The sequence below is a fragment of the Nocardiopsis mangrovi genome, from assembly GCF_042653925.1.
Classification (GTDB): Bacteria; Actinomycetota; Actinomycetes; order Streptosporangiales; family Streptosporangiaceae; genus Nocardiopsis_B; species Nocardiopsis_B mangrovi.
Genome location: NZ_JBHSFQ010000018.1, coordinates 101,166 through 122,029 on the forward strand (window position 1 = coordinate 101,166; position 20,864 = coordinate 122,029).

18 protein-coding genes are annotated in these 20,864 nt (G+C 73.7%); 12 read left to right on the forward strand and 6 right to left on the reverse strand.

Translation table 11 applies throughout. The annotated features are described in order from the left end of the window. Positions 1 to 175: 175 nt before the first annotated feature. On the forward strand, positions 176 to 529 hold the full coding sequence (locus ACFO4E_RS18445) for a hypothetical protein (RefSeq protein WP_378576456.1): 354 nt from the start codon (positions 176 to 178) through the stop codon (positions 527 to 529). Positions 530 to 684: 155 nt separating this feature from the next. Here ACFO4E_RS18445 and ACFO4E_RS18450 read toward each other — a convergent pair whose 3' ends face one another. Next, positions 685 to 2,058: a 6-phospho-beta-glucosidase gene (locus tag ACFO4E_RS18450; RefSeq protein WP_378576458.1), complete on the reverse strand. Its 1,374-nt coding sequence runs from the start codon at positions 2,056 to 2,058 to the stop codon at positions 685 to 687. 152 nt (positions 2,059 to 2,210) lie between these two features. On the opposite strand from ACFO4E_RS18450, the gene ACFO4E_RS18455 reads away from it, so the two are divergent. After that, positions 2,211 to 3,371: a carbohydrate kinase family protein gene (locus tag ACFO4E_RS18455; RefSeq protein WP_378576460.1), complete on the forward strand. Its 1,161-nt coding sequence runs from the start codon at positions 2,211 to 2,213 to the stop codon at positions 3,369 to 3,371. 28 nt (positions 3,372 to 3,399) lie between these two features. On the opposite strand, the gene ACFO4E_RS18460 is transcribed toward ACFO4E_RS18455, so the two are convergent. From ACFO4E_RS18460 to ACFO4E_RS18470, 3 genes are all read right to left on the reverse strand, one after another. Further along, the gene (locus ACFO4E_RS18460; protein WP_378576461.1) at positions 3,400 to 3,555 is read right to left on the reverse strand and encodes a hypothetical protein; all 156 of its coding nucleotides are present in this window, start codon (positions 3,553 to 3,555) and stop codon (positions 3,400 to 3,402) included. Positions 3,556 to 3,732: 177 nt separating this feature from the next. Beyond that, positions 3,733 to 5,565: a BCCT family transporter gene (locus ACFO4E_RS18465; RefSeq protein ID WP_378576463.1), complete on the reverse strand. Its 1,833-nt coding sequence runs from the start codon at positions 5,563 to 5,565 to the stop codon at positions 3,733 to 3,735. Between the two features lie 710 nt (positions 5,566 to 6,275). After that, a complete protein-coding gene (locus ACFO4E_RS18470) occupies positions 6,276 to 7,121 on the reverse strand; it encodes an exonuclease domain-containing protein (RefSeq protein ID WP_378576465.1) in 846 nt (281 codons plus the stop codon). 415 nt (positions 7,122 to 7,536) lie between these two features. Between ACFO4E_RS18470 and ACFO4E_RS18475 the strand changes: the two genes are divergently transcribed. Together ACFO4E_RS18475 and ACFO4E_RS18480 are read left to right on the forward strand one after the other, a co-directional pair. Beyond that, positions 7,537 to 7,758: a hypothetical protein gene (locus tag ACFO4E_RS18475; protein WP_378576467.1), complete on the forward strand. Its 222-nt coding sequence runs from the start codon at positions 7,537 to 7,539 to the stop codon at positions 7,756 to 7,758. A gap of 103 nt (positions 7,759 to 7,861) precedes the next feature. Next, complete coding sequence (locus tag ACFO4E_RS18480) at positions 7,862 to 8,233, forward strand: hypothetical protein (protein ID WP_378576468.1); 372 nt, start codon at positions 7,862 to 7,864, stop codon at positions 8,231 to 8,233. Positions 8,234 to 8,349: 116 nt separating this feature from the next. Here the strand turns inward: ACFO4E_RS18480 and ACFO4E_RS18485 are convergent, their stop codons facing one another. Beyond that, positions 8,350 to 8,808, reverse strand: a complete 459-nt coding sequence (locus ACFO4E_RS18485) for a hypothetical protein (RefSeq protein ID WP_378576470.1) — start codon at positions 8,806 to 8,808, stop codon at positions 8,350 to 8,352. An 884-nt stretch (positions 8,809 to 9,692) separates the two neighbouring features. Between ACFO4E_RS18485 and ACFO4E_RS18490 the strand changes: the two genes are divergently transcribed. Further along, positions 9,693 to 10,352 carry a hypothetical protein gene (locus ACFO4E_RS18490; protein ID WP_378576472.1) on the forward strand — a complete coding sequence of 220 codons (660 nt, stop codon included), beginning with the start codon at positions 9,693 to 9,695 and terminating at the stop codon, positions 10,350 to 10,352. Between the two features lie 368 nt (positions 10,353 to 10,720). Then, on the forward strand, positions 10,721 to 11,506 hold the full coding sequence (locus ACFO4E_RS18495) for an RNA polymerase sigma factor (protein ID WP_378576474.1): 786 nt from the start codon (positions 10,721 to 10,723) through the stop codon (positions 11,504 to 11,506). A gap of 138 nt (positions 11,507 to 11,644) precedes the next feature. Here ACFO4E_RS18495 and ACFO4E_RS18500 read toward each other — a convergent pair whose 3' ends face one another. Beyond that, the gene (locus ACFO4E_RS18500; protein WP_378576475.1) at positions 11,645 to 12,166 is read right to left on the reverse strand and encodes an inorganic diphosphatase; all 522 of its coding nucleotides are present in this window, start codon (positions 12,164 to 12,166) and stop codon (positions 11,645 to 11,647) included. A gap of 78 nt (positions 12,167 to 12,244) precedes the next feature. Between ACFO4E_RS18500 and dacB the strand changes: the two genes are divergently transcribed. The 6 genes from dacB (at position 12,245) to ftsH (ending at position 20,859) form a co-directional block, all read left to right on the forward strand. Next, entirely contained in the window at positions 12,245 to 13,603 is a 1,359-nt protein-coding gene (gene dacB, locus ACFO4E_RS18505) for a D-alanyl-D-alanine carboxypeptidase/D-alanyl-D-alanine endopeptidase (RefSeq protein WP_378576477.1), read from the forward strand. Between the two features lie 259 nt (positions 13,604 to 13,862). After that, a complete protein-coding gene (locus ACFO4E_RS18510) occupies positions 13,863 to 15,230 on the forward strand; it encodes a hypothetical protein (protein ID WP_378576479.1) in 1,368 nt (455 codons plus the stop codon). A gap of 404 nt (positions 15,231 to 15,634) precedes the next feature. Beyond that, positions 15,635 to 16,738 (forward strand): zinc-dependent metalloprotease, encoded by a 1,104-nt coding sequence (locus tag ACFO4E_RS18515; RefSeq protein WP_378576520.1) that lies wholly within the window; start codon positions 15,635 to 15,637, stop codon positions 16,736 to 16,738. Between the two features lie 34 nt (positions 16,739 to 16,772). Continuing rightward, on the forward strand, positions 16,773 to 17,744 hold the full coding sequence (tilS, locus tag ACFO4E_RS18520) for a tRNA lysidine(34) synthetase TilS (RefSeq protein WP_378576480.1): 972 nt from the start codon (positions 16,773 to 16,775) through the stop codon (positions 17,742 to 17,744). 178 nt (positions 17,745 to 17,922) lie between these two features. Further along, on the forward strand, positions 17,923 to 18,477 hold the full coding sequence (gene hpt, locus ACFO4E_RS18525) for a hypoxanthine phosphoribosyltransferase (protein WP_378576482.1): 555 nt from the start codon (positions 17,923 to 17,925) through the stop codon (positions 18,475 to 18,477). A 288-nt stretch (positions 18,478 to 18,765) separates the two neighbouring features. After that, positions 18,766 to 20,859 (forward strand): ATP-dependent zinc metalloprotease FtsH, encoded by a 2,094-nt coding sequence (gene ftsH, locus ACFO4E_RS18530; RefSeq protein WP_378576484.1) that lies wholly within the window; start codon positions 18,766 to 18,768, stop codon positions 20,857 to 20,859. Positions 20,860 to 20,864: the final 5 nt, after the last annotated feature.

The following is a 20,864-nucleotide window of genomic DNA, read 5'->3' on the forward strand; positions in this document are numbered from 1 at the left end:
TCGGGCGGCCGAGGGGGTGGCGGTGGGCCCCGGGGGCTCAGGCCGGTCGCGGTCCCGGGGGGCGGAAGTGGTCGCGGGCGCCGTCGGCGGCCGTGGCGGCGGCGATGAGCACGATGTCGCGGCGGGACCGCCCGCACCGGGACTGAGCCGCGCCGGGCCGGGTAGGGACCCCGGCATGGGGTTCCTGCTGATGGTGCTCGTGGTGCTGGCGGCGGTGGTCGTGCTGCGCGTGGGCGCCGTCGTGACCGACCGGCTGGGGGCCGGCGACGAGCCGCCTCCGGCGGCGCCCGGCCCCGTTCCCGCCGCCGAGCCGGTGCCCGCGCCCGGCGGCTACACGCTGCTGGACCCCGGCGACCCGGAGCCCGGCACCGGCCGGCCGCTGCCCGACGACACCCTGGAGCTCGTCCGCGGCCTGCTGGCGCAGGGCCGCGGCGCCGACGCGGTCGCGGCCGTGCGCGCCGCCACAGGGCTCCCCGAGGACCGGGCGGCGGCACTCGTCGCCCGCATCGGCGACGGCCGGGCCGGCTGAGGCCCGCGCTCCGGCCGGCCGGCGGCGCCGTTCTTCCTCCGCGGTCCGCGGGGTCCGTCGAGCCCCGTCCCGGCGACCGGGGGTACCCCCGGTGCCGGCGGGCCGCGCATGCTCTTCCGGGCCGCCGGCTTCTCGTGCGGCTCGGGGGCGGCGGCCTACGGGTGCGGCAGGGTGCGGGCCAGGTCGGGGAACGCGCCGAGGTAGCCGTCGAGCAGGGTGCGGGCGGTGGCCACGGAATCGACCAGCGGGTGGGTGGCGAACGCCCGCAGCGCGGGGGTGCGCGAGCCGGTGCGGACGGCCTCGATGACGTCGCGCTCCACCGACTTCACCGCGTGCACCAGCGCCATCTGGCGGCCGTCGAGGGGGGCCGCGGCCAGCGGACGCGCGCCCGAGGCGTCGACCAGGCACGGGACCTCCACCACCGCGTCGGCGTCGAGCCCGGGCAGCGCCCCGCGGTTGCGGACGTCGACGATGAGCCGGGCGGGCTCGTCGCGCGCGACCGCGCGCATCACCGCGAGGGCGACCTCCTCGTACCCGCCGCCGTCGAGGTCCTCCTCGGCCCGTTCGAACCCGCCGGCCGCGCGCCGGTTGTCGGCCATGTAGGTCGCCTCGCGCTCCACGCGCGTGCGGTCCCACAGGGTGAACGCCTCATCGGGGCGGTCGGCCGCCGCCCGGTAGAACGCCGCCTGCTGGCCGACGATCTGCTCGCCGCGGGTCTGCGCGGCGTCCAGCGCCTCGGCCCGCGCCTCGCGGGCGAGGTCGTAGTAGTGCAGGTACTCGTTGGGCAGCGCCCCGATGGCGCGCAGCCAGGCGGCGCCGAACAGCCGCCCCTCCTCGAAGGACTCCAGCGCCTCGGTGTCGGCGAGCAGATCGGGCAGCCGGTCGTGCCCGCCCGACCACAGCCCGCGCAGCCACCCGAGGTGGTTGAGGCCGGCGTAGTCGGCCCGCACCGCGGCAGGGTCCAGGCGCAGGGCCCGCGCCGCCCGGCGGGCCAGGCCCGTGGGGGAGTCGCAGATCCCGACCACGCGGTCGCCGAGCACCCCCGACATCGCCTCGGTGACCAGCCCGGCCGGGTTGGTGAAGTTCACCACCCACGCCTCGGGCGCGCGCTCGGCGACGGCGCGGGCCACGCGCAGCGCGACCGGGAGGGTGCGCAGCCCGTAGCTGATCCCGCCGGCGCCGACGGTCTCCTGGCCCAGGACGCCCGCCGACAGGGCCACGCGCTCGTCGAGGACCCGGCCGGCCATCCCGCCCACGCGCATCGCGGAGAACACCATGCCGGCGCCGTCGAGCGCCGCGTCCAGGTCGGTCTCGGCGCGGACGTCGGGGCGCGGCAGCGCGCCGTGCCGCGTGCGGTGGGCGTCGCGCTGGCGCTCCAGGACGGCGCCGATCGCCGACAGCCGCCGCGGGTCGGTGTCGTAGAGCACCACCTCGGTGATGACGGCGTCGTCGCGCAGGCCGTCGGCGAGCAGTGCCCGGTAGACCAGGGGGACCCGGAACCCGCCCCCGCCCAGGATCGTCAATCGCACTGTGCCGTCCCCCTTCGCCGGTCCGTCGCCGCGTCCACCGTAGTGCCAGCGGCGTTTCCCGGCGATCACGGCCCCCTGCGGGGCGCGCGAACGGGGCGACCTTGCGTACCCTGCACTCCTACACCTCATACGACCGGGGGCGGGGATAGGCGATGGCGACTCAGGGGCGCGAGCACACTGGAGGCGGACCGAAGGGCAAGAAGGCGGCCGACCTGGAGTCGACGCCGCTCGTGGGCGAACCGCGGGACGTACTGGCGGGTGAGCGCGAACCCGACAGTCCCGCCATCGACCTGGCGCTGAGCGGAACGGTGTTCTTCGACATCGTCCTCACCGGGCTGGCGTCGGCGCCGGCATCGGGCACGGAGGTCGGCGCCGAGGGCATGGGGTCGTGCCCGGGCGGGGTGGCCAACCTGGCGGTGGCGGCGTCGCGCCTGGGGCTGCGCACCGCGGTCGCGGCGGCCTTCGGCGAGGACGTCTACGGCGACTTCTCCTGGGAGACGCTGGGCACACAGGAGATGGTGGACCTGACCGCGTCGCGGCGGATCCCCGACTGGCACTCGCCCTTCACGGTGTCCCTGGCCTACCGCGGCGACCGCAGCATGGTCACCCACGAGCACCCGTCACCCGTCCCGCCGGCGGAGATGGCGCGGGCGCTGCCGCAGGCGCGGGCGGTCTTCGTCAGCCTGCGCCCCGACGCCGACCTGCCGGAGTGGGCGCTCGACCAGGCGGGCAGCGGGGCGCGGATCTTCGCCGACGTGGGCTGGGACGACAGCCAGCGGTGGGACGGCTCGGTCCTGGAGCAGCTGAAGCACTGCCACGCGTTCGTGCCCAACGCGATCGAGGCGATGTCCTACACCCGGACCGGCAGCCCGGCCTCGGCGCTTTCGGCGCTGTCCGAGCACGTCCCGGTGGCCGTGGTCACCGACGGCCCGCGCGGGGCGCTGGCGGTCGACCAGGTGAGCGGCGAGACCGCCGCGGTCGAGGGGCTGGTGCTCGACGCGGTCGACACCACGGGCGCCGGGGACGTGTTCGGGGCGGCGTTCATCGTGGGGACGCTGGCGGGGTGGCCGCTGGAGCAGCGCCTGCGGTTCGCCAACCTGTCGGCCGCGCTGTCGGTGCAGCACACGGGCGGGTCGCTGTCCGCGCCGGGGTGGGCCGACATCGCCGCGTGGTGGGGGCAGGTGCACGCCGGGCACAGCGAGGCCGATCGGCGACTGGCCGGCGACTACGGGTTTCTCACGGGCCTGGTGCCGCTGCCGTGGCTGCCCACCGACCAGCGGCGGGCCAGCGCGACGATCGGCCTGCGCACCTGAGCCGCAGGGGGCGGAGGCCGCGGCGGGGTCAGGAGGATTTCTGCTTCTGCCACCAGCCCCACAGGGCGGTCGCCACGAACAGGATGACGCCGATGACCGCGAGCCAGATCAGGCCCTTGAACACGATGCCGATCAGGGTCAGGACGAGCCAGATCACCAGCAGGATCGCGATGAGTTGCAGCATGTGGCACCTCGGATGCGGTCGTCGTGACGGTTGCCGTGCGGTCCGCTACCCCGCCGGAGCCCCGGCATGCGGGGAGGGCGGGGGCCGCCCTGCCCCCCGGCAGCGCGAAGGGGCCCTCCCCGCGGTCGGCGGGAAAGGCCCCTTCGCGCTATCGGCGTCCGGGTAGAAGCGGGGACGCTACTCGGGCGCCGGGGCGGTCGGCTCCGGTGCGGAGCCGCCGTCGGGCCGCTTGTCCTTGCCCTCTTCGGGGCATTCGGAACTCGGGCCGTGGATGTGGGCCCCGGTCGACGCCTCCTCCGGCACGGACACCGGGACCTCGTCGACCGCGGAGATCTCCAGCTGGAAGTCGCCGTCGTACTCCTGGGCACCCGTCACCACCGCGGCGGTGACGACCTCCTGCGCCTTGTGCCCGCGCACGATCAGCGGGTCCTTGCGCAGGTCCTTGATGAGCGCCACGCACAGCAGCAGCATGACGACCGTCCAGGGGGCCGCCACCAGGATGGTCAGGTTCTGCAGGCCGGTGAGCGCGCCGCCCTGGTCGCCATCGGGCCCGGCCGTGACGATCCCGACCGCGAGCATGACCCCGGCGACGGCGGCCATCAGCACGCCCCAGAACACGGTGATCCACGTCTTGGGGTCGTTCGCCCCCCGCTGGGACAGGGTTCCCATGACGATCGAGGCGGAGTCGGCGCCGGTGATGAAGAAGACCGCGACGAGCACGGCGACCAGGACGCTGACGACGGTCGCGAACGGGAAGTTCCCGAGCAGGCCGTAGAGGCTGGCCTCCTGGTTGGCCGGGTCGAAGAAGTCGGACCCGTTCTCGAACAGGTTGATCGCGGTGCCGCCCATGATGGCGAACCAGATGAGGCTGACCACCGAGGGGACGATGATGACACCGGCCACGAACTGGCGGATGGTCCGGCCGCGGCTGATCTTGCCGATGAACATCCCGACGAACGGGGTCCAGGAGATCCACCACGCCCAGTAGAAGATCGTCCAGCTCTGGAGGAAGGGCGCGGCGTCGCCGTCGCTGGCCTCCGTGCGGGCGGCCATGGTGAAGAAGTCCTGGAGGTAGGTCCCGAGGGTGGTGGGGACCAGGTTCAAGATGTAGACGGTGGGCCCGACGGCGAGCAGGAAGATGAGCAGCAGGGCGGCCATCAGCATGTTGGCGTTGGACAGCCACTGGATGCCCTTGTCGATCCCCGACACCGCCGAGGCCACGAAGCACACGGCCAGGGCGACGATGATGGCGGTCAGGAAGCTGACGCTGATCCCCTCGATGAGGCCGATCTCCAGGAACCCGCCGGCGATCTGGAGTGCGCCCAGGCCCAGGGAGCACGCCGAACCGAAGAGGGTGGCGAAGATGGCCAGCACGTCGATGGCCTTGCCGATGGGCCCGTTGGCGGCGCGCTTGCCGATCAGGGGGGTGAAGGCCGCGCTGATGAGCTGGCGGCGGCCCCGCCGGTAGGTGCCGTAGGCGATCGCCAGGCCGACGACCGCGTACATGGCCCACGGGTGCAGCGACCAGTGGAACATCGTGGTCGCCATGGCGGTGGCGGCGGTCTGGGCCTCGGAGCCCCCGCCGGTGCCGGGCGGCGGCTCCAGCATGTGGGCCATCGGCTCGGACACGCCGAAGAACATCAGGCCGATCCCCATGCCGGTGGCGAACAGCATGGAGATCCACGAGATCGTGTTGTACTCAGGGGTTTCGTCGTCGCGGCCGAGCCGGATGTTGCCGTAGCGGCTGAAGGCCAGCCAGAGGGCGATGACGACGAACGCCGAGGCGGCGAGCACGAAGGCCCAGCCGCCGTAGTGGATCAGTCCGGTGAGAGCGGATCCGGCGATCGTGCCGAGTCCTTCGGCCGAGGACACGCCCCAGGCCAGGAACGCCAGCGCGGCCGCGGCGGCGACGGTGAAGACGAGCCAGTCGGTCCGGGGCTTGGACCGGTCTGCGGCCCCGTGGAGCGGGGGCTCCCAGAGCAGGTCCTCCGTCGTATACGGCTCGTTCACGGCCGTGACGTTGGATTCTCCAACGGGGGCGTCTGAGCCGTCCCCCGGGGGTCTATTGCTGTTGTTGTCCGCCACGTTGATCGGCGCCTGGGGCGCCGCCTCCTCTCGCAGTGCGCGCCGGACCGCGTCGCTATCCGCGCCGCGGCCTCAGCCGACGCGCGAACGCATCGCATCCAGCACAAGTGCTGTGAAACAGGCGCTTCTTACCCCTCCAGGGAGTTCTCGAACGCGTCGTTCGCACCGCGTCGCGGCCGCATTCGGCGCACAGCATCGTCGTGTATCGGTCAATAGTGCGACGAGTGGGTCACACTGCGCCACGCGCCTCGCCCGTGTCGTCCGGAACCGGTCAGGGCACCGCCGGTATCGGCGGGGCGGTGGTCGGCGCGCGGGCCCGGGCGTGCGCTGCGCCGCGCGGTGGAGGGGTCGCCTCCAGAGCGCGCGGCTGCCCAGCGTAGTGGTTCAAAGGTAAAACAGTGACCTTTTGGGCCTTCGGGGCTAATCGGGCACGCGCGGAGAAGTGCGGCCGTCGGCGGTCCGGCCGCGGCGCCGCGGCGTGTGCGGGGCTCCCATAAGGCGGTGCGGAGCGGAACCCGGCCGGGCACCCCCGCAGGTGGCAGCGGGCCCCCGGGCGACCGTGCGCGAACGGCCCGCACGGCCCCCCGAAGGGCCGTACGGGCCGCGGGGCCGCGTTCGCAGCGGCGCGGGGCCGGTCAGATGGCCGAGATGGGCCAACTTCCGTCGATCACCCTGCCGTGCCCGGGGCGGCGGCGGTCCAGCCACTCCTGGCGACTGCGGGCGTACTCGGCCGCCCAGTCGATCTGGCGCTGGTGGAGCTCGGCCAGGCCGAGCGACGCGATGTCGGGACGGCGCGCGCCGATCTCGCGGGCCACCTCGAGGCAGGCCACGGCGTCGCCGTGCGCCGAATGGGCGTCGGTCAGGTCGACGCCGTAGAACGCGCACATGGCACCGAGGTTGCGCGCCCCGCGGCGGTAGGGATCGACGCCGCGGTCGATGACCAGGGGGTCGATGATGGCCGAGGGCGGGCCGGAGAGCCGGTCGTCGATCGACTTCATCCCGTAGCGCCGCAGCTCCTCGGCGAGGACGACGAGGTCGAAGGGCGCGTTGAAGATGACCAGGCCGCGCCCCGCGAGCAGGTGCCCGGCCAGGGAGTCGGCGATCTCCTCCAGCGCGTCCTCGGCGCGGATCCCCTCGTCGCGGGCGCGCTCGGTGGAGATGCCGTGCACCGCCACGGCGTCCTCGGGGATCTCGCGGTCGCCGGGGTCGACCAGCCAGGTGCGGGTGGCCCCGGTGGTGTCGACCAGCGCCGCGGACACCAGGAACGCGTCACGGGGGACGTTGGAGGAGGTCTCGGAGTCGAACCCGGCGAGGTCGCCGGTGTGCCAGCCGAGGTGGTCGCCGCGCGGAGGCGCTTCGGGCTTCGGCTCGTGCTCCGCGCAGTAGGTGCGCCACCGCCCGTCCTCCTTGAGAACGACACCGGCGTCGGCCGCGACGGCCGTCCCGCAAGTGGTGCAGCTTCCCGGATAGCGGTTGCGCATGTGCCTTCCCTGCCTCTCTGGGTCAGGGCCATGCTAACGGCGCACGCCGACGCACCAGGGCCGATCGGCGCGGCCGCCCGATCATCCGGGCGCCGTCCCGGGGAGTGGCGGAGGGGCGGTCCCGGGCGGCGAACGGGCGGCGAACGGGCGGTGCGCAGGCGCGGGGCGCCGGGGGCGGGGATCGCCGGACGCGGAGCGCGGCGCCGCGCGCGACCGGGGGACGTGACCCATCTGGCACGGCCGGACGCGATCCGGCACGGCCGGAAGAGCGGCGGCGCGGGCGTTCTCGGGCGCGCAGACATGAGGTCGGATCACACGGGTACGCATCCGTAACGCGTGCCTCGCCCCCAGCGGGGCGCGTACCGGAACGCGCGGCCCCGAGCCGCACAGCCCAGAGGGATAGGGGGATATCCGGATGAGCCTGCACGAAGCGTCCCGCCAACTCGAAGCCGCGATCCACGATGCCCGCGTGTCGTTCGACTGCATAGCGCTCGACGAACTGGATCGGGCGCACACGAACGCGATCACCGCCCGCGCGGCGGTCGACGCCGCCGAATACGCGATCCGGGTGGAGGTGGAGCGGCGCGAGAGCGAGGAGGAGGGCACCGCCGCCGCACGGGAGGAGGCCCAGGGGTGACCACTCCCACCGGGGCCCGCGATCCGGGCCCCGGTCCGGCCTCCCCCCGAACCCGCGCCGTCCGCGTCGAACGTGTGTGCGATGCGGTGGGTATGCTGGGAGCATGTCCGACCAGCAGTTGTCCCCGGACTGGCCGGCGAGTGTGCATCCGCCCGGGTCGGAGTCCTTCGAGCAGACCGCCGTCGTCTGGCTGTTCGACCACGTGCCCGCCGACTACCGGTTGCAGGGGGTGCTGCGCCGCCATCCGGTCGCGCTCTCCCGGCTCGCCCGCCAGCACGTCGCCGCCGCGCTCGAAGGCGCGCGCCAGGGGTACCGCACCACCCGGGTCGATCTGCGCGACCACCTGCCCACGCACGCCATCGACCAGGTCATGCACGCCTACATGGCCGAAGGCCAGCGCATGGCGGGGCTGCTGCGGCAGATCGAGGCCGTCGACGACGCCCTGCGCGCCGCCGCCGGGAAACCGCGGGAATGAGCCCCGACCGCGTCCGGGCCGCACGTCCGTCCGGCCCGGGCACGCGCCCGGCACCGGTGGACACCCGGGCCCCGCGCCCGGCGTCGGTCGATGCCGGGCGCGGGGAATCCCGTGGGCTACACCGTGACCCGCACGACCACGGCGGGCTCGGTTCCGGTGTTGATCAGCCGGTAGCCGTCACCCGAGCCCAGGACGCGCGTGCGGCCCGGCGCCAGTTCCTGGATCGCGAGCATCTCGCCGCCGTCGGCGACCGCCACGAGGTGCGCCCGGCCGTGCGCCAGGCGCAGGACCGCGGGGCGGTGCGCGCCGTCGGCCGGAACGGCCGTGAACCCGTTCGGTTCCAGGACGGCGGCGGTCACCTTCATCCTGCCGGTCACGCCGCGCCGGGCCGCGCGCGGCGCGGGTTGCCAGTGGTCGCGCCGGCGGGGCCACAGGGTGGGCCGCACGAGTGCGGCCGACGCCGTGCGGGCGGCGGCCACCAGCCGTCCCACCGTGGGCACTCCGCGCCCGGCCAGGTGGGCGTAGCCGCTGGTGTGCCCGGCCTGCGTGATGTCGCCGATACCCTCCGGCGACACCGGGGGAGCGGGGGCCGGCCCGGGTATCCGGGCGGCCGGGTGGGCGTCGCGTGCCGGGGACGGATCGGGGCGGGGTGCGGCCCGGTGCGGGCGCGATGGCGCGCCGACCGTGCCAGAGGACGGGCGGGCGGGCGCGGAAAGGTCGTACGACACGTGGGACGGTCCTTCATGGGGCCGGGCGCCGGGTACGCGGACTCGGGTACGCGGACGGCGGCGCCGGCGGGTGGAAACGGGCGGTGGTCCGCACGTCTCGCCCGCGAACGTGGGAACGCATCAGCGGGCGGATCCACAGGGCACGGAGACAGGCCCCGGGGGAGCGGCGGATCGAGCGGGTACGCGGAAGGCGGTCCGGCTCAGCGGTCGCCGCGACACGAAGGACACGGACACAGCGCACCGGCCACACGGCGAGCGGCCACAAGGGCGCTTCGAGCCATGACGGTCCGGACCAGGCGGGTGCGCGGGTGCATGCGCGTAAGGACATCAAGTCGCCGCGGAGGTGTCAACCCGATCGCCCGCCCGTGCGTGTCGGATGTGTCACTGCGGGCGTGCCGTGGTCTCCGACCGCTGATCGGACGACCTCTGCCCGCCCGGAATATGGGTATCCGTCGGGACCAATTTTTCGCAAACACATTGCGATGCCCCGGTATTCGGTGATGGCATTAGGGTGCCCGGCGTCGGGCCGCCTTACCAGGGCGGCGAACGCGCCGGGCGAGCGTCATCCGGGCCGGACGGCCGGTACCGGACACGAGCACGGCGGACCGCTTCGCGCGGAACGCGTGGTCAACGGCGACCGAGCCCGCATCCCGGTCGGCGCGGGGGGCGGCAGCGCCCGCACGTCGGATGAGCACACACCCCGCCTGTGCGGGATGTGCCGGAGGTGAGTGGTGGGGGACGGCGGATCGATCCGCCCCGGTTCCGCCGGGGGGCCCACCGCGGCCCCCGGCGCCCGGAAGGCGCGGTTCGCGGTGCGCGCGCTGATCGCGGTCGGTGCCGGTGTCATGGCCACGGGGTTCATCGACTGGCGCGCCGGCCTCTTGGTGGCCGGGCTCACGGCCCTCACCTACGTCCTGCTCGCCACCGCGGCCCCGCGCGTCCCCTCCGCGGAGGGCGGCGGCCCCGAGCGCCCCTTGCGCGAACTGGAGCGGCGGGGCTACCGGCTCGTCCGCGACGGCGCGTCGCGCCACCTGGCCATCGGGCCCGGCGGCGCCTATCTGCTGGAGGCCCTGACACGGCCGTACCGGGTGGTGGCCCGCGCGGGCGCGTGGCGCATCGGCGGCCAGCCGGCCGACCGCGTCTCCGATCGCGCCGGAGCCCGCGCCGCCCGGCTGGAACGCGTGCTGGGCGCGCCGGGCCCCGACCCCGGGCCGCCCGTCGTCCCCGTGATCCTGGTCGCCGGGCACCTGCCCGAACCCGTCATGCGCTCGGGACGCGCGGTGATCGCCCGCCCGCGCGCCGCGGTCCGCTACATCCTCGACCGCCCCGACGTCCTGGGCTCCGGTGACATCGACGTCCTCGCCGACACGGCCCACACCCGCCTCGGCTGATCCGCTCCTCCCTGGTGCGGTGGCTCCGGCGCGGTCGCACCCGTCACACCTGCTCACACCCGCCGGCCGGCCGGCTCGAACGCGGCCTCGGTGGTGCCCGCGGCGCCCCCGGAGGACGGCGCGCTCCCCGGAGCCGCCCGGTGGCGAACGGCCCGGATCCGGACATGAGCCCGTTCGACGCCGCGGGGTCCGCCCGCGGCCGGGTGCGGGCGGCGGGCCGTCGCGCAGGCCGGGCGGCAACCTGGTGACCAGGTCGGGACGCGCCGACACTCCCGGGCGCGCCCGGAATCACGGGAAACGTCCGGGGACGGCACGCGATTCGGCGAGATCACGGCCGATGCCCGGGAAGAACCGTAAATTCGTGAACCATGACGGACCCGGACCTTGTCCTGGCGCTGCGTTCGCGGCGCCTACGCCCGGCCGACGCCTGTGCCCGGCTCTACGACGCCCACGGCGACGAGATCTACCAGGCGTGCTGGAGCGACCTGCGCGATCACGACCTCGCCCAGGCGATACTGCGCGACACGCTGATCGTCGCCCGCGCGCACATCGACCGGCTCGGCGACCCCGCCCGGCTGCGCGAATGGCTGCTCGCCCTCGCCCTGTCCGAGTGCGCGCGCCACCGCGCCGGGCCCTCGCCCGGGCTCGACGGCCCGGAAGGGCGGCGCGACGACGGCGGCGCCCCGGCCGATGCCCCGGGAGGACGGCGCGGCGGCGGTGGTTTCGCGGCCGACGCTCCGGCGCTCGGTACCGTTCGGCCCGACTGCCTGCGGGTGCGGGTGCTCAGCGGGGTGGCGCAGGTCGACCGGTGCGGCCAGCGCGCCTACATCGCGACGCGCGCCGGCTCCTTCGACCGGGCCGGCTTCCCGGTCCCGCAGCGGCGGGACGCGGACGGGCCGGCGGTCGTCCGCCTGCTGCCGGGGTTCGTCGTCCTCGCGTGCACGCTGCTCATCGCCGCGCTGGCCTGCTATGTCTACCTGCTGGCCGTGGCGGACCGCGGTGTCGGCGGCACCGCCGACGCCCCCGGCATCGTGGGGGCACCCGAGGACACCGGCACGGACGGGGCACCCCGGGACAGCGACGCGGACACGGATACGGAAGGACGCGGCGCCGCCGGAGACCAGGGGGACGCCGCGGATGCGGGTGCCGGATGAGCCCGTGCGGCAGGGAAGGCCGGGCCCGGGGGTCGCCTCCCGCGCGGCCCGCGGGGGGCGTTCTCGGCGGCGGCGTCCCTTGTCGCCGGGCGACCCGTCGTTCCGCGGTCGCACCCTGCTCCTCGGTCCGGTGGCGGCCTACTCCTCCACCTTGATGTGCGAGCTGTCGCCGTGCACCCCGGCCTCCTCGGCGCGCTTCACCGAGGCGACGACCTCCAGTTCGGCGTCGTGCCGGCCGGTCCAGGTGGCGCCCTCGACCGACTTGCCGGGCTCCAGGTCCTTGTACACCGTGAAGAAGTGTTCGATCTCCAACCGCTCGAACTCGTTCACGTGGTGAATGTCACGCAGGTGCTCCATGCGCGGGTCGGTCGCCGGCACGCAGAGGAGCTTGTCGTCGCCGCCGGCCTCGTCGCGCATGCGGAACATGCCGATGGCGCGGCAGCGGATGAGGCACCCCGGGAAGGTCGGGTGCTTCAGCAGGACGAGCGCGTCGAGCGGGTCGCCGTCGTCGCCGAGCGTGCCCTCGATGAACCCGTAGTCGGCGGGGTAGCTGGTCGAGGTGAACAGCATCCGGTCCAGCCGGATACGTCCTGTCTCGTGATCCATCTCATACTTGTTACGCTCGCCCTTGGGGATCTCGATCGTGACGTCGAATTCCATGCTGTTCTCGGCTTCCCTTACGACTAGTGTCGCTTCTACTGTTCGAAGTTTTCGCAGGTCAGGAAGGCAGGTGCCGGGGTGTGGCAGGTACGGGCCCGAGCTCTCCTCGCCTTGGCCATCCTCAACATATTCGTGCTGGTGGCGGCCGTGGTCGTGCTGGATGTGATCGAGTCCCGCCCGCAGGCGGCGATGCCCTACCCTGTCGCCGTCGCGCAGGACGCGCCGGCCGTGGCGCCGCAGGACGCCGACCGGATCGACCCGGACCGGCTGGCGGACAAGCTCGATGATCCCATGTCGGATTCGGGTATCAGTGACGGGCTCTCCGCTTATGTCGCCGACGCCGCGACCGGCGAGCCCCTGTTCGACCGCGAGGCCGAGGACGGCGCGGTCCCCGCGTCGACCACCAAGGTCGTCACGGCCGTCACGGTGCTGCACTCCGCCGGGCCCGACACGCGCGTGCACACCGACGTCGTCCTCGACGGCGATTCGGTCGTGATCGTCGGCGGCGGCGACCCCACCCTGACCGCCGAGATCGAGCCCGGCGCCTACCCGCGGGTGGCCACGCTGGAGGCGCTCGCCGAGGACACCGCCGCCGCGCTGGAGGACGAGGGGCTCGACACCGTCCGGCTGGGCTACGACGACACCCTCTACCCCGGGTCCGACATGGGCCCCGGGTGGAAGCCGAGCTACGTCGACGAAGGCAGCGTCGCCACGGTGCACGCCCTCATGCTCGACGGCGGCCGCGTCCACCCCGACCAGTCCTACAGCGAGCGCGTCGAGAACCCGCCCCAGGTCACGGCCGACGCGTTCGCCGAGCGGCTCGAAGCGGCCGGGATCACCGTCGAGGGCGGCCCGTCGCCCGCCGAAGCCCCCGAGTCCGCCCGGCGGATCGCGACGGTCGCCTCGGCCCCGATCTCCGCGCTGGTCGAGAAGATGCTGCTGGAGAGCGACAACAACGTCGCCGAGGCGCTGGCCCGCCAGGCCGCGATCGCCATGGACGAGGAGCCGTCGTTCCAGGGCGCGTCCGCGGCCGTCGACGAGGTCATGGCCGACCTCGGGATCGACGACGTGCACGTGGAGGACGGCAGCGGGCTGTCGGTCGACAACCGCATCACGGCCAAGGCGCTGGTCGACCTGGTGCTGGCCGCCGCCGACCCCGACCGCCCCGACCTCTACTTCACGCTCACGGGGCTGCCCACGGCGAACTTCACCGGGACCCTGACGGAGCGGTACTCCCACGACAGCGACGCCGCCGGCGGCGCCGGGGTGGTCCGCGCCAAGACCGGCACCCTCAGCGGGGTGAGCACGCTGGCCGGGACCGTCTACGACGACGACGGACGGCTCCTCGCGTTCGCGTTCATGGCCAACAACGAGGCCGCGTCGGGCCAGACCCTCGACACCTTCGCCGACGCCATATCGGAGTGCGGCTGCTCATAGGCCGCTCCCCGTCCACCGCGGCCCGGCTCCGGCCCGCCGCGGCCCGGATCCGCCCCTCCGCGGCCTCCTCCCCGCGCCCGCCAACGCGGCGCTCCGGTGTTCCCGACGCCGACGACCTGCGCCGACACACCCTTCTCACATTGGGGTGAACCGGGTGGCCCCCCGCCCCGTGTTGTGGGGGACAGCAAAGGCAGCGGGCCGACCCAGGGGGCACCCCCTCGGGCCAGGGCCGCGGTGCGAGCCCCATGGAGGGCCTTCGATGAGACGCAGGAACACGTTCATCGCCGTGGCGGCGGGTGCCGCGGGCCTGGTGATGGCGGCCGGATTGACATCGGCGTTCTCCGACCAGGTGAACCCCCCGGGACAGGCCGCGACCGACGACTCCACCGCAGAGTCCGGCGACGGCTACTTCCCCTCGGCCCTGGAGATCTCCGGGGACGGCGACGCGGGGGTCACCCTCGTCGACGACCAGGGGTTCACCCTCTACCGGTTCGACGAGGACAGCTCCGAACCCCCCACGAGCAACTGCTCCGGCGACTGCGAGACCCAGTGGCCGCCCGCCCTGACCGACGGCGACGTCGAGTTCGCCGGCGACGCCTCGGTGCTGGGCACCGTGGAACGCGAGGACGGCACCGAGCAGATCACCGTCGGCGGCTGGCCGGTCTACCGCTACGCGGGCGACGCCGCCCCCGGTGACACCGAGGGCGAGGGCGCCGCGGGCACGTGGTGGTCGGTCGCGCCCACCGGCCAGAAGGCACAGGACGCCACCGAGGGCGCCGAAGGCGCCGGCGGCGAGCAGGTCGTCCTCCAGACCGCGAACGACGCCGAACTCGGCAACGTCCTCACCGACGGCGAGGGCTTCACCCTCTACCGGTTCGACGAGGACACCGCCGACCCGCCGGCCTCCAACTGCGAGGGCGACTGCGCGACGGCGTGGCCGCCGGTCCTCAGCAGCGACGACATCGAGTTCGACGGCGACGCCTCGATCCTGGGCACGGTCCAGCGCGAGGACGGCTCCGAGCAGGTCACCGTGGACGGCTGGCCCGTCTACCGCTACGCGGAGGACGCCGAGCCCGGCGACATCGAGGGCGAGGGCGCGGCGGGCACGTGGTGGGCCATCAGCCCCAACGGCATGCGCGCCGCCGAGGACAACGACGACGGCCGCGACGAGGAAGGCGTCTGGCTGGAGGGCTACTGCCCCACCGGGATCGAGACCGTCGACCACCCCGAACTGGGCGAGATCCTGACCGACAACGAGGGCTTTACCCTCTACCGGTTCGACGAGGACACCGCCGAGCCGCCGGCGACCAACTGCAACGGCGACTGCGCCGAGGCATGGCCGCCCGTGCTGGACATGGAGACCTTCGACTTCGACGGCGACCCGTCCCTGATCGGCAGCGTCACCCGTGACAACGGCCTGGAGCAGGTGACCATCGGCGGCTGGCCCGTCTACCGCTACGCGGAGGACACCGCACCCGGCGACGTCAACGGGCAAGGTGTCAGCGGCACCTGGTTCGCGATGACCCCCGAGGGCGGCAAGGCCGGCGACGAGACCGGAGCCGGCGCCGCCGGTGAGGGCGCCGGCGCCGAGGCCCCCGGCGGCAGCGGCAGCGGCGGCGGCTACTGACCGGCCACTGGCCACCGGTCGCCGGCCACTGACGATCGACCACCCAGAGTCCCCGTTCTCCGTGGGATCCCGCCGCCCCGCGGGCCCGCCGGGGACCACCCGCCCGCGGTACCGAGGGCGCCCGGCAGAGGCGCCGCTCTGTCCCGGTACCGCGCGCGCCGCGGCGGCCGGCCTGCTCCCCGGGCCCGCCGCCGCGGCCCCCCGCCCACCCCCGACCGGATCACCCGGAACCACCGCCGGCCCGCCGGGCGCCTCGCGCCCGGCGGGCCGGCGGCCGTTCGCCCGAGGGCCGGATCCGGCCCTCGGCCCGGTGCCCGCGCTCGGGGTCGCCCCTGAGGAAACCCGGAAATCGCGACCGTCATCCCGTGATGTCCGTGTCCAGTGGGTACGGTGAGGGCGTGAGTCTGATCGACTGGGACGTAGCCGTCAACACCGGAATCCGCCTCGTGCGGCCCGGCCCTCAGGTGGACCTCGCCGACGCCCGGCACGCCGTGGCGCAGCTGCGCGAGCTGTCCGTCACCGCCCAGGGGCACGTGCGCGAGTTCACCGGTATGGAACCCCTTGAACCGGCAGGACCAGCGGTCATCGTCGACCGTCCCGGCTGGATCAAGGCCAACGTCGACGGGTTCCGCGTGGTGCTGGAACCCATCCTCGACCGCCTCGCCGCCGCGAAGCCGGGCCTCGGCGCGGCCGGCACCATCACCTCCGCGGTGGGGTCGCGCGTCACCGGCGTCCAACTGGGCGCCGTGCTCTCCTACCTCGCCGGCCGCGTGCTCGGGCAGTACGAGCTCTTCCTGCCGCCCGACCCCGACGGCACCGCGCCGACCGGGCGCCTCACGCTCGTGGCGCCCAACATCGTCCACGCCGAGCGCGAACTCGACGTCGACCCCCGCGACTTCCGGCTGTGGGTGTGCCTGCACGAGGAGACCCACCGCACCCAGTTCACGTCGTCGCCCTGGCTGCGCGAGTACGTCCAGCAGCAGATGCAGGACATGCTGCTGGCGTCCAACGTCGACGCGTCGGACTTCCTCGACCGGCTGCGCGCGGCCGGAGAGGCCGTGGCCGAAGCGGTGCGCGGCGGCGAGGGCAACCTGATCACCGCGTTCCAGAGCCAGGAGCAGAGCGAGATCCTGGACCGGATCACCGCCGTGATGTCCTTGGCCGAGGGGCACGGCGACTACGTGATGGACGCGGTCGGCCCCGAGGTCGTCCCCTCCGTCGCCACGATCCGCCGCCGGTTCCAGCGGCGCCGCGAGGGCGCCAACCGCGTCGACAAGGTCATCCGCCAGCTGCTGGGCCTCGACCTCAAGATGAAGCAGTACGAGGAAGGGGCCGTGTTCGTCCGCAAGGTCGTGGCCCAGGTGGGTATGGCCGACTTCAACCGCGTGTGGGAGTCGCCCGAGACCCTGCCCACCCTCGCCGAGATCCGCAACCCCGAGGACTGGGTCGCCCGCGTGGTGAGCCCGCCGGCGCTGCCCGGTGCCGGTCCCGCCGCGTCCGAGGGGTGACCCGCCCGGCCGCAGCCCGACCGGGCCCACTCCCATGACCGGCCCGCCGGCCGACGTCGCCGCCGCGCGCCGCCAGGTGCGGCGCGCGCTCGGCGGCCTGGCGCGCGGATCCCTGGTGCTGGTCGGGTGCAGCGGCGGGGCCGACTCGTTGGCGCTGGCCGGCGCCACCGCCTTCGCCGCCCCGCGGATGGGGTTGCGGGCGGGCGCCGTCACCGTCGACCACGGGCTCCAAGCGGGCTCGGCCGACCGCGCCGCCGCTGTCGCCGCCACCCTGCGCGGCCTCGGCCTCGACCCCGTCGACACCGTGGCGGTGCGGGTCGGACGCGCCGGCGGCCCCGAGGCCGCGGCGCGGCACGCCCGGTACTCGGCGCTCGACTCCGCCGCCGACCGCCACGGCGCCGCCGCCGTGCTGCTCGGGCACACCCGCGACGACCAGGCCGAGACCGTGCTGCTCGGGCTGGCCCGCGGCTCCGGCGCGCGGTCGCTGGCCGGCATGGCCCCCGGGGGAGACCGCTATCTGCGCCCTTTCCTCGGGTTGAGCCGCGCGTCGGTGCGCGAGGCGTGCCGGCGCATGGGGCTCGACCCCTGGAGCGACCCGCACAACACCGATCCCGCCTACGCCCGCTCCCGGGTGCGCCACAACGCGCTGCCCGCGCTGGAGGAGGCGCTGGGTCCGGGGATCACCGAGGCGCTGGCGCGGACCGCCGGGCTGCTGCGCGACGACGCCGACGCGCTCGACGCGTGGGCGCGGCGGGCCGCCGCCGAGGCGGAGGCGGGCCCGGGGGAGCTCGACGTGCGGGTGCTCGGCGGCCTGCCGCGCGCGGTGCGCACGCGGGTGCTGCGGGGGGCGGCGCTGGCCGCCGGGTGCCCGGCGGGCGATCTCACCGCCGGCCATGTCGGCGAGCTCGACCGGCTGGTCACCGACTGGCGCGGCCAGGCGGAGGTGCACCTGCCGGGTGCCCGCCGCGCCCGCCGCACCGGCGGGCGCATCGCCATCGCGCCGTAGCCGGCGGCGGTGCGAGGCGCCGTACGGGCTCGTGCGGAGCGCGTTCGCAGCTCGTCCGGGCCGCGCGGGGCCGGTCCGCGGGGCGGGTGAGCGGGGGCGACGGAGCCGGGGGCGGCTTGTCGACCTTTATCCTGGTTGCCATCCGGTTCCGCGAGGCGAGCAGCGAGGGCGACAGAGCGTGGACGCGAAGGACATGGGCGGCGACCTTGAAAAGGTCCTGGTCACCGAGGAAGAGATCACGGCCAGGATCCGCGAGCTGGCCGCCGAGATCGACGCCGACTACGCCGGCAAGGACCTGCTGCTCGTCGGCGTCCTGAAGGGCGCCGTCATGGTCATGGCCGATCTCGCGCGCGGGCTGGGCCACGCCTGCGAGATGGACTGGATGGCGGTGTCCTCCTACGGCGCGGGGACGACGTCGTCGGGCGTGGTGCGCATCCTCAAGGACCTGGACACCGACATCAAGGACCGCAACGTCCTCATCGTCGAGGACGTCATCGACTCCGGCCTGACCCTGTCGTGGCTGGTCGGCAATTTGAAGTCGCGGGGCCCGGCGTCGGTCGAGATCTGCACGATGGTGCGCAAGCCGCTGGCGTTCAGCGTCGACCTGAAAGTGAAGTACATCGGCTTCGACCTGCCCAACGAGTTCATCGTCGGGTACGGCCTGGACTATGCCGAGAAGTACCGGAACCTGCCGTTCATCGGCACCCTGGCGCCGCACGTCTACCAGGGGTGAGCCGGGGGCGCGGGGCGGTGCCGCGCGGGTGCCGCCCCGGCCGCCGGGAACATTGCGGGTGTCCGCGGGCGTTGGTGTCTTGACGGTTCACCACCGGCCGTGCTGGTCCGAGGCGTGAGTGCGCCCGGTCGTGGACGGGGTGTACCGTCGATTATCCCGGCATCACTGTAGGGAATACGTGTCCGATAGGTCCCGCTTCCGGGGACATTGAGCGGCCCTCCGGGTGCTCGTGTGTGCTCGAAGCAGGCCGCTGGTCAGGAGGGACGGACCCAGCGGGGTTCCGTATCGATGAATCTCAAGCGCTTGTACCGCGGGCCGTGGCCATGGATCCTGGCCATTGGCCTCATGCTCTTCGTTTTCTTCCAGCTCACGAGCCTGGGCTCCGGTCCCGAACCGGAGAAGGTCGACACATCGCGGGTCTTCGAGCTGATCTCCGGCGATCAGGTGGACAACGCCCGGTTGATCGACAAGGAACAGCGAATCGAGCTGACCACCACCGACGACCAGATCTACGAAGCGTACTGGGTCGAAGGCCAGGGCTACGAGCTCGCGCAGGAGCTGCGGACCCTCGAACAGGACGGCGAGAACCTCCAGTCCTACGACGTCGAGGTCCCGCAGGACAGCATGTTCGTCTCCCTGCTGTTCTCGTTCCTTCCGCTGATCATCATCATCGCCATCTTCCTCTTCGTCATGAATCAGATGCAGGGCGGCGGTTCCCGGGTGATGAACTTCGGGAAGTCCAAGGCGAAGCTGATCACCAAGGACACGCCTAAGAGCACCTTCGCCGACGTCGCCGGCGCCGAGGAGGCCATCGAGGAGCTCCAGGAGATCAAGGAGTTCCTCCAGAACCCCGCCAAGTTCCAGTCCATGGGCGCCAAGATCCCCAAGGGCGTGCTGCTGTTCGGCCCGCCCGGAACCGGCAAGACCCTGCTGGCGCGCGCCGTCGCGGGCGAGGCGGGGGTGCCGTTCTACTCGATCTCCGGCTCCGACTTCGTCGAGATGTTCGTCGGCGTGGGCGCGTCGCGGGTGCGCGACCTCTTCGAGCAGGCCAAGGCCAACGCCCCCGCGATCATCTTCATCGACGAGATCGACGCCGTCGGCCGCCACCGCGGCGCCGGCATGGGCGGCGGCCACGACGAGCGCGAACAGACCCTGAACCAGATGCTGGTCGAGATGGACGGGTTCGACGTCAAGGGCGGCGTCATCCTGATCGCCGCCACCAACCGGCCCGACATCCTCGACCCCGCGCTGCTGCGCCCGGGCCGGTTCGACCGCCAGATCGTGGTCGACCGCCCCGACATGGAGGGCCGCAAGGGCATCCTCCAGGTGCACGTCAAGGGCAAGCCCATGGCCGACGACGTCGACCTCGACGTCATCGCCCGGCGCACCTCCGGCATGACCGGCGCCGACCTCGCCAACGTCGTCAACGAGGGCGCCCTGCTGTCGGCGCGCGCGGGGCGCAACGAGATCGACCTGCCCACGCTGGAGGAGGCCATCGACCGCGTCATGGCCGGCCCCGAGCGCAAGACCCGCGTCATGTCCGACGCCGAGAAGAAGGTCATCGCCTACCATGAGGGCGGCCACGCCCTGGTGGGCCACGCCCTGCCCAACGCCGACCCCGTGCACAAGATCACGATCCTGCCGCGGGGCCGGGCGCTCGGCTACACCATGTCGGTCCCGATGGAGGACAAGTTCCTCACCTCCCGCTCGGAGATGATGGACCAGCTCGCCATGATGCTCGGCGGGCGCGCGGCCGAGGAACTCGTCTTCCACGAGCCCACCACGGGCGCCGCCAACGACATCGACAAGGCCACCAGCCTGGCGCGCAACATGATCACCGAGTACGGCATGAGCGAGCGGCTCGGGGCGCGCAAGTTCGGCAGCGGCAACACCGAGCCGTTCCTCGGCCGCGAGATGTCGCACGCCCGCGAGTACTCCGAGGAGATCGCCTCCCTGATCGACGAGGAGGTGCGCCGGCTCATCGAGTCCGCCCACGACGAGGCCTACGAGATCCTCGTCGAGTACCGCGCGGTCCTCGACGACCTGGTGCTGCACCTGCTCGACAAGGAGACCCTCACCAAGGAGCAGGTCCTGGAGGTCTTCGCGCCGATCACCAAGCGCCCGGCACGCGGCTCCTTCACGGGCTACGGCAAGCGCCAGCCCTCCGACCAGCCGCCCGTGCAGACGCCCAAGGAGCTCGCCCTGCTGGGCCCCCAGGACGTCGGCACCGTCGCGAACGGCAACGGGCAGTCCGGCCTCTCCGGCCAGGACAGCCCCAACGGCCGGAGCGACTGGAACGGCGACGGCCCCGCGGCGGCCGGCGGCACCGACGGTCCCGCGGGCGACTCCGGGTCCGGCGATGACCGCGGGACGCCGGCGTGAGCGGA